Genomic DNA, 16,139 nt, shown 5'->3' on the forward strand with positions numbered 1-16,139 from the left:
CTAGCATTCTAGTACATGCGGCGATTCAGCCCCATTATGTCGAGGATCTTGGTAGCAATCTCTTCTACCGAATAATTGGTACTGTTCAGCCATGGGATCTGATTTTTACGATACAGCGCTTCCACCTCAGCCACCTCCATACGGCACTGGCGCATGGAGGCGTAACGGCTGTTCTCCCGGCGCTCTTCGCGGATGGCCGCCAGGCGCTCAGGGTCGATGGTCAGGCCGAATAATTTATGCTGCAACGGCTTCAGTGACGCTGGCAGCACCAGATTATCCATATCATCGGCAATAAAGGGGTAGTTGGCCGCACGAATACCAAACTGCATCGCCAAATAAAGACTAGTTGGGGTTTTGCCGCAGCGAGAAACGCCGAGCAGGATCACCTGCGCCTGATCGAGGTTGCGCAACGAAATACCGTCGTCATGGGCCAGGGTGTAATCAATGGCGGCAATGCGCGCATCGTACTTGTTGAGGTTGCCGGGATTCAGACCGTGGGTACGATGGGCTATCGGCGTGGGATCGAGCTTCATTTCGTGCTGCAGTGGGGCAACCAATGCCTGCACGATATCCTGACAAAATCCTTCGCTTTGTAGAATGATTGAGCGAATTTCCGGCAAGACGATGGAGTAAAACACCAGAGGGCGCACCCCAGTTTGTTGGTAGATCGCGTCAATCTGGTCTTTGACCGCCCGCGCACGACTCTCATTTTCCACAAACGGCAGCGTAATGCTGCTGATCGTGACCGGAAATTGCGACATTACCGCGTGGCCCAATACCTCGGCGGTGATGGCCGTACCATCAGAAATATAAAATACGTGACGATCAACAGCATTATCCATTTTGCTCATCCTGGGGCTGACATAATTCTCTGAAAGCATAAATTAAAATTCGCCAGAAGCGAATATTGCTGCATCTATTTTATAAAATGAAACGGTATTTTTATATTTAATGAAAAGTACATTTCATTTTTCGGAACAAATGTTTATACCGATAGTTTTTGTGGTGATCCCCTGTGGCTCGCGGGTTTGCGCAAATGCGTAAACAATCTGAAAAAATAAAAAATAAAGTTGCTTGAACGATTCACCGTTTTTTTCGTTGAGGTAAATATGCAAAGATAATTACGCAAAATTGAGTTTCCTAACCTCGTTCATATATAAGGATTGTTCGATGTCCAACAATGGCTCGTCACCGCTGGTGCTTTGGTATAACCAACTCGGCATGAATGATGTAGACAGAGTTGGGGGCAAAAATGCCTCCCTGGGTGAAATGATTACTAACCTTTCCGGTATGGGTGTTTCCGTACCGAATGGTTTTGCAACGACCGCCGATGCGTTTAACCAGTTTCTGGACCAGAGCGGTGTAAACCAGCGCATTTATGAGCTGCTGGACAAAACGGATATTGACGACGTCACCGAGCTTGCGAAAGCCGGTGCACAGATCCGCCAGTGGATTATCGACACTCCTTTCCAGCCGGAGCTGGAAAATGCCGTTCGCGATGCCTACGCGCAGCTTTCAGCGGACGATGCCCATGCTTCTTTTGCTGTGCGCTCTTCCGCTACCGCAGAAGATATGCCAGATGCGTCATTTGCCGGTCAGCAGGAAACCTTCCTCAACGTCCAGGGATTTGATGCCGTACTGGTTGCTATCAAACACGTATTTGCCTCGCTGTTTAACGACCGCGCGATCTCTTATCGTGTTCACCAGGGCTATGACCATCGTGGCGTGGCGCTCTCCGCTGGCGTCCAGCGGATGGTGCGCTCAGACCTCGCGTCTTCTGGCGTAATGTTCTCCATCGATACCGAATCTGGTTTCGATCAGGTGGTGTTTATCACTTCCGCATGGGGCCTGGGTGAAATGGTCGTGCAGGGTGCCGTTAACCCGGATGAATTCTACGTGCACAAACCGACTCTGGCGGCTGACCGTCCGGCGATCGTCCGTCGCACAATGGGTTCGAAAAAAATCCGCATGGTCTACGCGCCAACCCAGGAACACGGTAAGCAGGTAACGATTGAGGATGTACCGCAGGAACAGCGCGACATTTTCTCCCTGACCAACGCAGAAGTGCAGGAGCTGGCGAAGCAGGCGGTACAGATCGAGAAGCACTACGGTCGTCCGATGGACATCGAATGGGCGAAAGACGGTCACACCGGCAAGCTGTTCATTGTGCAGGCGCGCCCGGAAACCGTGCGTTCCCGCGGCCAGGTCATGGAGCGTTATACGCTGCATGCGCAGGGTAAAATTATTGCTGAAGGTCGTGCTATCGGCCATCGCATTGGCGCGGGCCCGGTCAAAGTCATTCATGACATCAGCGAAATGAACCGTATCGAGCCAGGCGACGTACTGGTTACCGACATGACCGACCCGGACTGGGAACCGATCATGAAGAAAGCGGCGGCGATTGTGACCAACCGTGGCGGTCGTACCTGTCACGCGGCGATCATTGCCCGCGAACTGGGGATCCCGGCCGTGGTAGGCTGTGGCGATGCCACCGAGCGCATGAAAGACGGTGAGAAGGTAACCGTTTCCTGTGCCGAAGGGGATACTGGTTATGTTTACGCTGACATGCTCGACTTTAGCGTGAAGAGCTCCAGCGTGGAGACCATGCCGGATCTGCCGTTGAAGGTGATGATGAACGTCGGTAACCCGGATCGGGCTTTCGACTTCGCCTGCCTGCCAAACGAAGGCGTCGGCCTGGCGCGTCTGGAATTTATCATCAACCGTATGATTGGCGTACACCCGCGTGCGTTGCTGGAGTTCGATGATCAGACGCCTGAGCTGCAAAACGAAATCCGCGGCATGATGAAAGGTTTCGATTCCCCACGTGAATTCTACGTCGGTCGTTTGACGGAAGGGATTGCAACGCTGGGGGCGGCGTTTTATCCGAAACGCGTCATCGTGCGTATGTCGGACTTTAAGTCCAATGAATATGCCAACCTCGTTGGTGGTGAGCGTTATGAGCCGCATGAAGAGAACCCGATGCTGGGCTTCCGCGGGGCGGGCCGCTACGTTGCTGATAGCTTCCGCGACTGCTTCGCGCTGGAATGTGATGCAGTGAAACGTGTCCGTAACGATATGGGCCTGACTAACGTTGAAGTGATGGTACCGTTTGTGCGTACCGTTGCTCAGGCGAAAGCGGTAGTAGAAGAGCTGGCGCGTCAGGGTCTGAAACGCGGTGAGAACGGACTGAAGATCATCATGATGTGTGAGATCCCGTCCAACGCCTTGCTGGCCGAGCAGTTCCTTGAGTACTTTGACGGCTTCTCCATCGGCTCAAACGACATGACGCAGTTAGCGCTGGGTCTGGACCGTGACTCTGGTGTGGTTTCTGAACTGTTTGATGAGCGTAACGACGCGGTGAAAGCGTTGCTGTCGATGGCGATTCGCGCAGCTAAGAAACAGGGTAAATACGTGGGTATTTGCGGTCAGGGACCATCCGACCACGAAGACTTCGCGGCCTGGCTGATGGAAGAGGGTATCGACAGCCTGTCGCTGAACCCGGACACCGTCGTGCAGACCTGGCTGAGCCTGGCTGAACTGAACAAGTAACATCATGCCTTATCCGGCCTATTCAATGTAGGCCGGATAAGATGCAAGAGCGTCGCCATCCGGCATTTTATCCTGCAACGATCTCCACACTCTCCACGTTTAAACGCTGAATAATATCCTGACGCAGCTGGTATTTTCGTATCTTACCGGACGCCGTGCGCGGTAACTTCTCGACAATCACGACATGCTCCGGATATTTATACTTTGCCACCCGTTTGCGGCTAAAAAAGGCCACCACTGATTCCAGCGAGAGTGAGTGATGCGGAGGTTTCAGCACCACGTAAGCGCACGACCGTTCACCTAAGCGTTCGTCCGGCATCGCGACAACGCAGGCATCATGAATGCGTGGGTGCTGCATTAAAATGTCCTCAACTTCGCGACTGCTGATGTTTTCCCCTCCGCGCACAATAATATCTTTTTTTCGTCCGGTGATTTTGATGTATCCCGCGTCGTCCATTCGGCATAAATCGCCACTGTAATACCAGCCGTCCTGATCCAGCGCGCGAGCGGTTAGTTCGGGTTCGTCGAGGTAGCCCATAAAAACATTGGGACCACGCGAGGCCTCTTCACCTTCAACTCCTGCGGGCAGGGTATTGCGCGCTTCATCGACGACTTTAATTTCGACGCCTGCGGCAGCATAGCCGTCGGTTGTCATCATGCGGGAGGGTGAATCATCGAGATTGACCAGCGCATGCGGCGAGCTCTCCGTGGAACCATAAATACTTAACAATTTAATGCCTCGCTGTTGGCAGTCACGGGCAATCTTTTGCGGAATAGTGGTGCCTCCGCATAAGAAAAAACGCAGTGAGGTGAGATCGCAGGGCCGTTTTTCCATGCTACATAACATGTCGTAGACGAAGGGCGTAGCCCCGAGCACGCAGGTACAGCGTTGTTGCTCCAGCAGTTCAAGACAAGCTGTTGGGGTGAAAATATCCAACAATACGCTGCGCGCGCCGATTAAAAACGGCGCGGTAACGCCATGCAGAAAACCGGTAGCGTGTCCAAGTGGAGCGGGCATCAAAAACACATCCTGCCAGGTAAGGTTGAGGCGGGCGCAGTAGGCACGCTCGCTGGCAAGGATGTTGTTGTGGGTTAACATGACGCCTTTCGGCATTCCCTCGGTCCCGGAGGTAAACAGCACGGCAGCCAGTTCATCGGCGTGAACGTTAATCATCTGAGTTAACGGTGGCGCTAAAAGCAACTGGCTGAGCGCCAGCGAGGTTGTTGCTGGCGCCAGTTTATCTACGGCGACAATCTGTTGCAGATGCGGCAACTGGTTTTGTAAGGGGAGGATCAGATCGACCGGTCGGGTCTGCTTAAAAAGCGTTGGTGCGAAAAAAATCTTCGCCTGGCATTTGTTCAGTACCCATACCAACTCCGCTTCGCGCCAGGCAGGCAACAGTGGGACGGAAACCGCTCCAGTTTTCAGGCAGGCCAGATAGATAATGGTAAATTCGCACCAGCCCGGCAACTGAAAGGCAATGCGATCGCCGGGTTGAATACCGCAGGCTAAAAACCAGGTTGCCAGACTGCTGGCAGCACCGTCGAGTGCGGCGTAAGTGTACGAAGCGCCATGATTATCAACCACGGCGATTTTATCCGGCATGGCTCTGGCCGTTTGGCACCAGTAGTCGCTAAGCGAAGCATCTCCCCATAAACCCTGTTTTCGCCAGGCTTCGCGGCGTTCGGCGTTAAACGTTAGTGTGATACTCATGAAGTTATTCCCTGGATGATTTCGGCATACATCTGACCGGATGGCCAGCGGGGCCAATCCGGCGGACAACATGCAAAACCCGCTAGCCGTAGCGGAAATCGACGCCAAATGTTCCGAGCGGATATTCCCATTGTGTGAGGATCGTGTCGCCGCACAGCACCCGGCAGGTGCCGCACTCCAGACAGCCTGCGGAGTCAAAATGAATATTGCCACTCTCATCCTGCTTATACAGTCCGGCGGGGCAGGCTTTCAGCAGCTTGCGAAATTCATTAAGGTCGGGGTGCTCAGCCAGGATGATGTGCGGATGACCTTCATCGACATTAAATTTATTGACGCCCAGTTTGACGTCGACGTTAACGTTATTGTCCTGATTCATAGCGCGGTTGCCCCCATGATGCCGTCTTTCAGTAAGTTCATCAGCCCAACTTTTCTGGCATGGGACATGATCATCTTGCGAACCGGCTGATTTGGGCGTCCGTCAACGGTAAACATATCGCTCATAATATCGGCCACCATGCGAGGATACTGGGTGAACAGGCGCGGGTTTTCCATCAGCGCCGGGATCTTGCGAAAATGCTGCAAATCACGCATCACGCAGCCCTGTTCGAGGGCGCGTTTGTAGTCCATCAGGCTAGTGGCTGAGTAATCCTGACGTTCTTTGGCTGCAATGGCTGTCTTGGCGGCGGCTTCTGCGGAGGCTATCGCCAAATCCATGCCACGCACCGTGTAACCCAGATTCAGACAGAAACCAGCGGCATCGCCGACGATCATCACACCGTCATCAACCAGCTTCGGAACCATTGCCAGTCCACCTTCTGGTACCATATGTGCGGAGTACTCCAGCAGTTCGCCGCCGGCAATCAACGGACGAATTGTCGGGTGTTGCTTAAAGTCTTCCAGCATTTGTGGAATGCTTTTCGTCGCATGGGCAATCTCTCCCAGTCCACACACCAGACCCAAAGAGATGGAGTTCTGGTTGGTATACAGAAATCCTCCGCCCATCAGTCCATCTGACGGCGAGCCTGCAAACAGCCAGGCTGCACCTTCGTTGCCTGACAGGTTGAATCGATCCGCAATGACCGCCGACGGTAAGCCGATCAGCTCTTTCACGCCAACGGCATAGTGCTGTGCAGAAGAGGGAGGCACCATCCCCAGTGACCGTCCCAGGATAGAATTGACGCCATCGGCAAGGATAACCATATTGGCTTCCAGGATGTCGTCCCCGGCTTGCACGCCGGTGACTTTATTACCTTCGCGGATTAGTGCGTCGACGCGCACGCCGGGAATGAACTGTACGCCAGCCTGTTCCGCTTTTTCCATAAGCCATGGGTCGAGCCTGTTGCGCAAAACTGTCCAGGAATCCTGCGCTGGCGCGTTGTCTTTCTCACTATGGAAGTCGAGGGTAACGGCGCTTTCTTCGGTCAGAAAGGAGATTTTTTCGCGGGTCACTTTACGTTCGAGCGGTGCTTCCTGCGCAAATCCAGGCATGATGCGCTCAAGGCTGTGCGCGTAGAGTCTCCCACCGGTCATATTTTTACTGCCTGCGCTGTTCCCGCGCTCGATGACCAGTACGTCCAGTCCTGCCTGGGCCATAACGTAGCCTGCAATTGTACCCGCTACGCCAGCACCGACCACAATGGCATCAAATTTTTCATCTGACATGCTTTATGCTCCTTTCCCGCCGCGAGGCAGCGGGAGATGTGCGTTAAAGAGGATTAGCGGCTGAGATGTTCGATAAGCGCTGGAACGACTTTGTAGATGTCGCCTACCAGGCCGTAATCGGCGTAATTGAAAATAGGCGCTTTTTTATCTTTGTTGATGGCGACAATGACTTTCGCGCCGTTACCGCCGACCATATGCTGGATTTGTCCTGAGATGCCTAGCGTGAGGTAAAGGTCCGATTTCAATAACACGCCAGAAACGCCAATATAGCGTTCGCGCTCCATCCAGTTTTCGCCTTCAGCAATGGGGCGTGAACAACCCACTTCAGCACCCAGTACGGATGCCAGTTGGTGCACCATTGCCAGGTCGTTTTGCGCAACCAGGCCGCGACCCACACCCACCACGCGTTTGGCTTTGCTGAGGTCCACGCTGCTCACGGATTTGGCGCGACGCTCCAGGCACATAATTTCATGGTGCGGTGCGATGTAATTTGCTGAGACAACAGGGCAGTTGTGCGAGGCGTTTTCCGCTACGGGTTCAAGCAGGCCAGGGGCAAGCGTGACGATCGCCAGCGTGCTTTTGATTTTTTCTTTGCCAAATGCCAGCCCACCGTACATACGGTGTTCAGCGAACAGTGTGCCTGCATCAAGCGTTACTGATGTGGCATCGTTCACCATCGCGGCGTTGAGCTGAATGCTTAAGCGCGCGCCAAGGGATTTGGCCCGTTTGGTGGCGGGCATCAATAGCAGTCCGGCGTGTTCCTGTATCAGAGCGGCGATGGTTTCGGCATAATTTTCAACACGCTGCAAACCGGAGATTGCTTCGAGCACGACGATTTTATCAGCGCCCAGGGGTTGCAACTGCTTGGCCTGGTCGCTGCCTTGCACAATAAGGTGTACCTGCTCACCCCACTGGCGAGCGCCGGCCATTAATTCTGCATAGCGTTCTACGTTATCGCTGAACACCCAGACGTTGGCTAATTTACTCATGATGATTTCTCTCCGTTGGGCTTAGTTCAGAGCTTTTTTCAGATGTTCAGCCAGTTCGGCAATGGCTTCTGCTGAGTCATTTTCCAGAATGATGTGCTGACGTTCGGTTTGCGGCGGCACGGTGAGACTCACCAGTTCTGCTAACGGTGACGCAGGTATCCAACCAATATCGCTGGCTTGCCACGGAGTGACCGGTTTTTTACCTGCGCCCAGAATCGCTTTCATTGAGGGGATACGCGGTGTGTTGATATCCGACGTCACGCAAAGTACGGCGGGGAGCGGCAGATCAATCACTTCGACTTCATCTTCCAACGTGCGCTCAACCACCAGGCGATCGCCGTTACGTTGGATGCGGCTGACGGCATTAATCACCGGGAGCTGTAATAGTTCACCAACCAGTAAGCCGACCTGCTGCGCGTAGATATCCCCCGATCCTTCACCGAACAACATCAGGTCGACATCCATTTTTTTGGCCGCGCAGGCCAGCGCCTGAGCGGTATCGCGGGGTAATGAGTGCTCCAACTGTGGATCCTGCACCATAAACAAACTGTCCGGCCCGCGGGACAGCACGTCCTTACGCACTTTAGAGTTTTGTAGTAGCGAACCACCCACCGTTAAGGCGACGATTTCATCACCCTCGGCGCTAAGTTGCGCAGCGGCCTCTATCGCATTTAAATCAAACTGACTGATTTTGGCATCGGCCCGGTCAAAGTTAAGCGAGCGCTGTGGGGTAACAACAACGTCCTGTTCTTCAGGCACCAACTTAAAGCAGGTTATTATTTTCATGGCATCTCCAGTGATTCTCGTGTGGATGATGACGTGGCGCGTCATTATCGACAGTAGGGAAAATTGACTGAAAATAGTGTGCGACAGAGGGGACTGCATTTTCGACGGGACAATCTGTTTTCATTGCCAACAATCTTGCAAAAAAAACGACCAGGGATTACCGGGTTTATCAGCAATAATCAGACGTTGCGTACTGCAGGAAAAAGCGGGAAGAAAATGGCAGTGAAAATAATTGCGAAATGCATCATGTTTTTAATCGCTTTCATGCTTGATTTGTTTCTTATATGTAAATTATTAATGCAGGGTTAATAACATTTATTCTTTCTGATTATTATAAAACACAAATAATCAGTGGTGACAATGCACTGGAGCTGCCGGTGTCATCTTGCAGATGGCGCAAATAATTTTGTTTCGCCTGGAAGGAATAACGTTGTATAACGTCATTATCGTTTTTATTTTTTCATATTAATAATTCATAAAATTGCTGCCTTTAGGTGGAGGTTGTCATGTATCAACGCTGCTTTGATAATGCCATGGAGACCCTTTTTGAACAGGGGAAAAACCCGAGGTTTTCGCGATTCGTCATCAGTGATGACCCTAAGTGGGAGTCGGGGCATCATGTTCACGATAATGAAACGGAACTTATTTATGTCAAAAAAGGGGTCGCAAGATTTATTATCGATTCGTCGCTGTATGTCGCGCATGCCGGGGATATCGTGGTGATAGAGCAAGGGCGGCTTCATGCGGTTGCTTCAGATAGCAATGCGCCTGCTACCACATACACCTGTGCGCTCCACGATTTTCGTTTCAACGGTTGGCAGGACAATCAGCTATTACAACTGCACTCGTGTCCGGTCATAAGCGTGACTCAGGGTAAGGAGGTTATTAAGAGTATCTTTAATGAGTTGAGCGTCATGCTCCCCCAGAGCAAAAATAATTTGTCGTCTTCAGCTTACGATGCATTTGCTTATGCACTAACTGTTTTATATTACGAAAATTTTAAAAATGCATATCGTTCTGAGCAAGGTTATATCAAAAAAGATGTTTTAATTAAAGATGTGCTGGTTTATTTGAATAATAACTTCCGCGAAAAAATAACTCTCGATCAGCTCTCCAAAAAATTCCGTGCCAGTGTCAGTTATATCTGTCACGAATTTACTAAAGAGTATCGTATTTCGCCGATAAATTATGTGATTCAGCGACGGATGACCGAGGCAAAATTTGCCCTGACAAATACGGAAGCCTCGTTAGCGGAAATCTCCTGGCGGGTAGGGTATGAAAATGTCGATCACTTTGCCAAACTCTTCCAGCGGCATGTGGGTTGTACACCCAGTGATTATCGTAAGCAGTTTAAAAATAATCTGGCTGAGCAGGAATGCCTGATGCCAGAGGTCTGATTATCCTGGCTTGTGCCGGAAAACGCATTTGCGCTATCCGGCACGTATTACCGCTTATTTGTTCTGATAGTCTTTCAGAATTTGGCGACCAGCGACGTAAATCATAATTTCGTCGGTACCGCCGCCAATACGTTCGCAACGGACATCGCGCCAGAATCGGGAAACGCGAGCTTCATCGGTGTAGCCCAACCCGCCCATGATTTGAATGGCGTCATCAATCACTTCCATTGCCGTACGGGCGCAATACAGTTTTGCCAACGCCGCGCTGGTCCGCAGTGACTGTTCCTGATCGGCCTGCCAGGCAACTTTCAGCACCATGTTGCGCATGTTTTCGATTTTAATCGCCATCAGCGCCAGTTTTTCCTGGATCATCTGGTTATGGCCAATCGGTTTACCAAATGCGATGCGTTGGTTAGCGTAACGGGCGGCATCTTCGAAGGCGCACTCGGCAAAACCGGTACTGCGTGCAGCGTTGATCAACCGTTCCATTTCAAAGTTGTACATGACGTTAAGGAAACCCATGCCTTCTTCGCCGACCCTATCGCTTTCGTCTACTTCAACGTCATCAAGATAGACTTCGCAGGTGCTGAGCATGTGCCAACCAATCTTATGCAGTGGATTAACCTTAATGCCGGGTTTCTTCGAATCCACCCACCACAGCGTAAAGGCTTTTTTCGGATCTTTCGGCTCCGGATCGCGAGCCAGTACCAGCATATACGGGTACTCTTTCGCGCCGGTGATAAAGGTTTTTTGCCCGTTGAGATAGACCTTGCCATTTTTGCGAGTGTAGCTGGTGGTCGCGCTGTTGTTGTCTGAACCCGCTCCCGGCTCGGTTAATGCCAGTGCATAGGCCGGATCGCCCGTTTCCATGGTGCTTTCTGCCGTTTTACGTAACTGCTCGGCGGAGCCAAAACGGCGCATACTATGGATACACTGACCGTTCGTTATTAAAAAAGCGGGTGCGCCGCATTTGGACACTTCCATCAGCGCCAGCATCTGCGTGACGTAATCTGCCGGGATACCGCCGAACTCTTCCGGAACGCCCAGCATCGAAATACCATTGTCGGCAAGGGCGCGCATAAACTCTTTCGGATAGGTAGCTGTCTGATCGCAGGTACGGAAATATTCTTCCGGGAAATTACTGGTAATCAGTTCCCGAATGCTGGCAAGCAGCAGTTCTTGTTCTTCAGTTAATGAAAAATCCATTAGGGTACTCCTTTTAATTGGCAGCATCGGGTAATACAAAACCCATCGAGGTGTCGATAAATAATCTTTCGTCCATCAGTTTCAGCTCGGGGGAAATAACCGGAGAAAAATCCATTTTGTCCAGAATGTCTTCCTGTAAAGAGACTCCTGGGGCAATCTCGATTAAATGAAGGCCATCTTCTTTTAACGTAAATACAGCGCGCTCGGTGATGTAGCGCACATCAAGCCCTCGCTCGAGGGCAATTTTCCCGCTGAAGGTAACTTCAGGTAATTCATTGACGAATTTTTTTACCCGTCCTTCCTGAACGATATTTAATTTGCCATCGGCAACTTCTGTTTTCAGACTTCCGGCAGTTAATGTGCCGCAAAATATTATTTTCTTCGAGGTGGCGCTGATATCGATAAAACCGCCAGTACCCATGATTTTGCCATTGAATTTATGTACGCCGACGTTGCCGTGGCGATCCACCTCAGCAAAGCTTAAATAGCATACATCCAGCCCGCCACCGTGATAGAAGTCAAACTGAGAGGTCATATCCAGAATTGCGCGAGTGTTGACGTTGGCGCCAAAAGCGATGCCCTGAGAGGTAATACCGCCTATCGGGCCAGTCTCAACCGTCAGAATGAAGTCATCAGCGCAGCCTTCTTCGCGCGCGACGAGACCTATACCATCGGCGATACCCACGCCAACGTTGCCGACCGCGCCTTTACGCATTTCGAACAGGGCGCGGCGAGCCACCAGTTTACGCTGATTGAGCGCCAGAGGCGTTTGTTGGCTGTCATCGAGGACAAAATCGCCCGAGATAAAACGGTTAACTGGCGCACCGCCGTACAGTTGAGTTTGATCGGGGTCGATGACCACAATATCGACCAGATAGCCCGGGATACGTACCGCTTTCGGGTGCAGGGTGGCTTTCTTCACCATTTTTTGCACCTGCATCATGACGATGCCGCCGTTGTTGTGTACGGCCTGGGCAATCACCAGCGCATCGAGATACATCACTTCATCTTCAAAGGTGGCGTAGCCTTCGCTGTCGCAGGTGGTGGCACGAATAAAGGCGATGTTTGGCGCAATGGCTTTGTAATAGAGGTACTCTTTGTTATCGATTTCCACCAGCTTGATCAGATCGTCGGTGGTCACTTCATTCAGTTTTCCGCCCTGTTGGCGGGGATCGACAAATGTTCCGATACCAATCTCACTCAGAATGCCAGGCTGGTGGGCTGCCGATGCACGCAGGGTCTGGGTTAATACGCCCTGAGGATAGTTGTAGGCGGCGATTTTATTCTGTTCAGCGAGGTCGGAGATTCGTGGTGATTGTCCCCAGTGGCCGCATAATGCCCATTTGACTAAACCTTCCTGTGCCAGCGGGCTAATTCCACGGTCTGCACGGTCACCCAGTCCCGTAGGGCTAATCAATGATAAGTTTCGCGGTGACTGTTCATTTTTATATTTTTCAGCCAGCGCGTTAATTAATGTCGTTGCTTCGAGGATACCTCCGCCTGCGCCTAAAACACAGAGCGTTGCTTCATCAGGAATGTAATTAATGGCTTCAGCTGCGGATAATACGGGTACCCGACCATCAATGCGTTTTGGTCTTGATAATTTCATGTAAACTCCAGATTATATGCGTGCGACAGCCTGTCGCTATATTCGACAATAATAATTTGAGTTATTTAATAATGTCCGGCCAGCTGCCCGATATTCGTGAATGAGCGAATATCTGGGGCAGGGCATTACTGATATTAATATGAATAAATTTTATTATTACGCCTGATGCAATATGGTCAAAACGGTACGTAGATCGGTGACCGAAATTTGCCCAGGGGCAGAGGCTTTTTTTACCGCGCCAAAGGTTGCCGCTGAACCGAAAACCTCACCGGACAGGCGTGAAATCACCCCTGTTTTGGCCATTGACATGGTAATGATCGGCCGATCGGCATAGCGTTCTTGCATTTCCAGCGTGGCGCCAAGCAGGGTCAATACATCCGATGTGTTCTGCGGCATCAGGGCGATTTTAGGAATATCAGCGCCAAGTTCCTGCATTTTACGCAGACGTTGAATAATCTCTTGTGCGGCTGGCGTCTTATGGAAATCATGATTCGACATAATGACGGCGACATTTTTAGCGTGCGCATGTTCGACGGTGGCTTTAACCAACTCATCACCAGTGAAAAGCTCCAGGTCGATCATATCCACCAGACCGCTATCTACTGCCGCACGGTTTAGCTCGATATAGTTTTCAACAGATAGCGCCTGTTCACCACCTTCTTTAGCGCTACGAAAGGTAAACAGCAGCGGTTTGTCAGTCATTACATCGCGGATGGCGCGTGCAGCTTCCAGCACGCCATCTATGGAGGAGATATCGCTGAAATGGTCAACGCGCCATTCCAGAATATCGAAATCCGCTTCGCGATAGGCCAGCGCTTCACTTTTTACCGTTGCGATGTCTTTACCCATCAGCGAGACAATGATCTTCGGCGCACCCTCGCCAATCACGAGGTTTTTTACGGTTACGGTTTTCATCGATTACCCTATTAATATATTACAAATGCTTGTCCGTCAGGCTGCAAAACCCATAACCTGTTTCACATACTCCAGTGGGAAATCTTTCCCGGTCCAGAGTTTGAACTGTTCAGCCCCTTGCCATAACAACATGCCGTAACCATCAATCGTTTTGCAACCGGCAAGTTGTGCCTGCTGCAATAATTTGGTCATATGCGGGTTGTAGACGCATTCAGTTACCAGCAGGTCCGGTCGCAGCAGGGTAACGTCGGTTACGAGAGAGTCGTTCTCCAGCGGTTTCATGCCCACTTTCGTACCGTTGGTCAAAATATCTGCACTGGCCAGTGCGTCAGCAAAAGCCTGTCGATCGTCGAGATCGATAACGGTGACCACGCAGTCGGTATTCTCATTGACACGTTTAGCGAATTCTTGCGCTTTGGCAAAGAACTCATCCTGGCGGTTGAAGAGTTTGATTTCTTTGATGCCTTCAATCGCTGCCTGGGCGCCAATGGCCGTTGACGCGCCGCCTGCGCCCAACAGTACCATGGTTTTACCTCTGATATCGAAACCGCTTTCCTTGATTGCCCGAATATGACCGGTGCCATCGGTATTGTAGCCGCGCAGGTAACCATCGTCATTGACGATAGTATTGATCGCGCCGACCAGTTTGGCTGCAGGCGTTAATTCATCAACATATTCGCATGCCAGCTGTTTGTTGGGCATAGAGACTCCGGTACCGCGCATCTTTAAGGCTTTCAGCCCGGCAATTGCGTTAGCAAACGTTGAGTTATCAACTTCAAATGCCATGTAAGTAAAAGGCAATCCTGCTTTTTCTAATGCCTTGTTTTGCATTTCAGGCGACAGACTATGTCTGATAGGGTAGGCCATCAGACCAATCAGTTCATATTTTGCAGTTACGTCCATTTGATACTCCTTCTGAATAATTTATTGAAAATAACGTTCGCCCAACCGCACATCATTTTGGGGAATATCAAATACGCGGTAGTAACGAATAAAAACGATGATGGCGGTGACGAAGGCCAGCAAAGCGAATGCGAGGTCCAGCAAAATGATGTACTGCAGGCCAATGTTAGAAAGGTATCCGGTGATTAATGGGATAATAAAGTTGGCGACGCCACCCATCATCATATAAATACTGGTGACTTTGGCTTTGCTCCTGGGAAAAAACTCTGACATCACCGAAACGCCGAGCTGTAAAATCCCCCCTGCTGCAGAGAACCCAATCAGAAATGAACCGGCGTTACACACCAATGGAGATGGATATAAATAGATAATGGCAGCGGTGACGGTTGCCAGTCCGGCGTTAAAGACATTCGCCCAAATAGGTCGAACCATTTTCTTAAGCAGCGCTGCAAAAATAAACACGCAGACCAGCGATCCCATGCTGTAGTAAGAGATGGTTTTTAGCGCGTCGGCTTCTGCCATACCGGCAAATGCCATCGCGTATTTCGGCATCCAGACAACGATGACGTAAAAGGTCGAAAATGCGGCTACCCCGAACATGACGGATGCCACGCCTTCCAGCCAGACCAACGGTTTACTGTTCATCTGGGGGAGTTCTTTTGCAATGCCCGCATCCACCATCTGGCTGGGGAAGCGACTTCTTAGCAGCATTAAGGTGATGATGACAAACAATACGCCCGGGATAATGACCGCATAGCCGTACCAGATATGATTGAGCAGCATGGTGCTGACGACGATGGGGTAGACCATCTGCCCAAACGAGACCATCGCTTTAACCAGGATAACAGCGGATCCAGATGCCTTAGGGAAACACTCCATCAATGCCGGATAGCCGCCTGTATCCAGCGCCGAGTTTGCCACACCGACGCAAACAGCCAGAATAAAGGCAATCATCAGATTCTGGCTGGCGGGAATACCGAAGAAAAACAGCATGTACAGAATCGCACCTAACAGAATGATTGCCCGCCGACCAAATTTGTCTGAGAGCACCCCAAAGAATAAAATACTCACTAATCGACCAAGACCAATGCCGGAAATTAAATAGGCAATCCCGGCATTGTCGGTGGAGAATTTTTCTGCAAGCGAGCTCATATTTTGCGCCAATGTAATGACGCTAATGCCGTGTAAAAAATAACTTAAATAAATACAGCTTATCGCCAAAAGAAATGGCGTAGTAAAGGTCTTGTTTTGAGACATTTTCACAACTCCTTGCGGATTTTAAAATTGTTCTGTGCTCGTCGGTTTAGTTTAAATTGCGGCGACCTTGTGAATAATATACCGGTTGGTAACTATTGGGCCTACATAGCATGGCGTTTAACTTACCAGGGATGTTGCATGTCAAATTGTGA

General features: G+C 50.8%; 13 protein-coding genes. 2 read left to right on the plus strand and 11 right to left on the minus strand.

From position 1 onward, the window contains the following. Nucleotides 1-8: 8 nt before the first annotated feature. Nucleotides 9-842, minus strand: coding sequence for a posphoenolpyruvate synthetase regulatory kinase/phosphorylase PpsR (ppsR, locus tag OGV77_RS14465; protein WP_043016583.1), 834 nt, complete (start codon nucleotides 840-842; stop codon nucleotides 9-11). 328 nt (nucleotides 843-1,170) lie between these two features. On the opposite strand from ppsR, the gene ppsA reads away from it, so the two are divergent. Then, nucleotides 1,171-3,549, plus strand: a complete 2,379-nt coding sequence (gene ppsA / locus OGV77_RS14470) for a phosphoenolpyruvate synthase (protein WP_043016582.1) — start codon at nucleotides 1,171-1,173, stop codon at nucleotides 3,547-3,549. Nucleotides 3,550-3,616: 67 nt separating this feature from the next. Here ppsA and fadK read toward each other — a convergent pair whose 3' ends face one another. From fadK to OGV77_RS14495, 5 genes are all read right to left on the minus strand, one after another. Next, nucleotides 3,617-5,263 carry a medium-chain fatty-acid--CoA ligase gene (gene fadK / locus OGV77_RS14475; protein ID WP_087050642.1) on the minus strand — a complete coding sequence of 549 codons (1,647 nt, stop codon included), beginning with the start codon at nucleotides 5,261-5,263 and terminating at the stop codon, nucleotides 3,617-3,619. An 82-nt stretch (nucleotides 5,264-5,345) separates the two neighbouring features. Beyond that, nucleotides 5,346-5,639: a ferredoxin family protein gene (locus OGV77_RS14480; protein ID WP_043016580.1), complete on the minus strand. Its 294-nt coding sequence runs from the start codon at nucleotides 5,637-5,639 to the stop codon at nucleotides 5,346-5,348. Beyond that, nucleotides 5,636-6,925 (minus strand): FAD-dependent oxidoreductase, encoded by a 1,290-nt coding sequence (locus tag OGV77_RS14485; protein ID WP_087050641.1) that lies wholly within the window; start codon nucleotides 6,923-6,925, stop codon nucleotides 5,636-5,638. Before OGV77_RS14485 ends, OGV77_RS14480 begins: the two co-directional genes overlap by 4 nt. Before the next feature lie 53 nt (nucleotides 6,926-6,978). Further along, on the minus strand, nucleotides 6,979-7,914 hold the full coding sequence (locus OGV77_RS14490; RefSeq protein WP_080625095.1) for an electron transfer flavoprotein subunit alpha: 936 nt from the start codon (nucleotides 7,912-7,914) through the stop codon (nucleotides 6,979-6,981). A 21-nt stretch (nucleotides 7,915-7,935) separates the two neighbouring features. Further along, nucleotides 7,936-8,700 (minus strand): electron transfer flavoprotein, encoded by a 765-nt coding sequence (locus OGV77_RS14495; protein WP_075146072.1) that lies wholly within the window; start codon nucleotides 8,698-8,700, stop codon nucleotides 7,936-7,938. A gap of 506 nt (nucleotides 8,701-9,206) precedes the next feature. Between OGV77_RS14495 and OGV77_RS14500 the strand changes: the two genes are divergently transcribed. After that, nucleotides 9,207-10,097, plus strand: coding sequence for an AraC family transcriptional regulator (locus OGV77_RS14500; RefSeq protein WP_047411666.1), 891 nt, complete (start codon nucleotides 9,207-9,209; stop codon nucleotides 10,095-10,097). A 54-nt stretch (nucleotides 10,098-10,151) separates the two neighbouring features. On the opposite strand, the gene OGV77_RS14505 is transcribed toward OGV77_RS14500, so the two are convergent. The 5 genes from OGV77_RS14505 to OGV77_RS14525 all read right to left on the minus strand — a co-directional run bounded on the left by OGV77_RS14505 (nucleotide 10,152) and on the right by OGV77_RS14525 (nucleotide 15,987). Beyond that, complete coding sequence (locus OGV77_RS14505; RefSeq protein WP_047411663.1) at nucleotides 10,152-11,303, minus strand: acyl-CoA dehydrogenase; 1,152 nt, start codon at nucleotides 11,301-11,303, stop codon at nucleotides 10,152-10,154. A gap of 13 nt (nucleotides 11,304-11,316) precedes the next feature. After that, the gene (locus tag OGV77_RS14510) at nucleotides 11,317-12,912 is read right to left on the minus strand and encodes an acyl CoA:acetate/3-ketoacid CoA transferase (RefSeq protein ID WP_087050640.1); all 1,596 of its coding nucleotides are present in this window, start codon (nucleotides 12,910-12,912) and stop codon (nucleotides 11,317-11,319) included. Between the two features lie 156 nt (nucleotides 12,913-13,068). Beyond that, nucleotides 13,069-13,827: a type I 3-dehydroquinate dehydratase gene (aroD, locus tag OGV77_RS14515; protein WP_043016573.1), complete on the minus strand. Its 759-nt coding sequence runs from the start codon at nucleotides 13,825-13,827 to the stop codon at nucleotides 13,069-13,071. 36 nt (nucleotides 13,828-13,863) lie between these two features. Continuing rightward, nucleotides 13,864-14,730 carry a quinate/shikimate dehydrogenase gene (gene ydiB, locus OGV77_RS14520; RefSeq protein WP_043016572.1) on the minus strand — a complete coding sequence of 289 codons (867 nt, stop codon included), beginning with the start codon at nucleotides 14,728-14,730 and terminating at the stop codon, nucleotides 13,864-13,866. Nucleotides 14,731-14,751: 21 nt separating this feature from the next. Beyond that, entirely contained in the window at nucleotides 14,752-15,987 is a 1,236-nt protein-coding gene (locus tag OGV77_RS14525) for an MFS transporter (RefSeq protein WP_080625100.1), read from the minus strand. Between the last annotated feature and the right edge of the window lie 152 nt (nucleotides 15,988-16,139).

It is taken from the genome of Citrobacter sp. Ce129 (genome assembly GCF_030334545.1).
GTDB lineage: Bacteria > Pseudomonadota > Gammaproteobacteria > Enterobacterales > Enterobacteriaceae > Citrobacter > Citrobacter europaeus.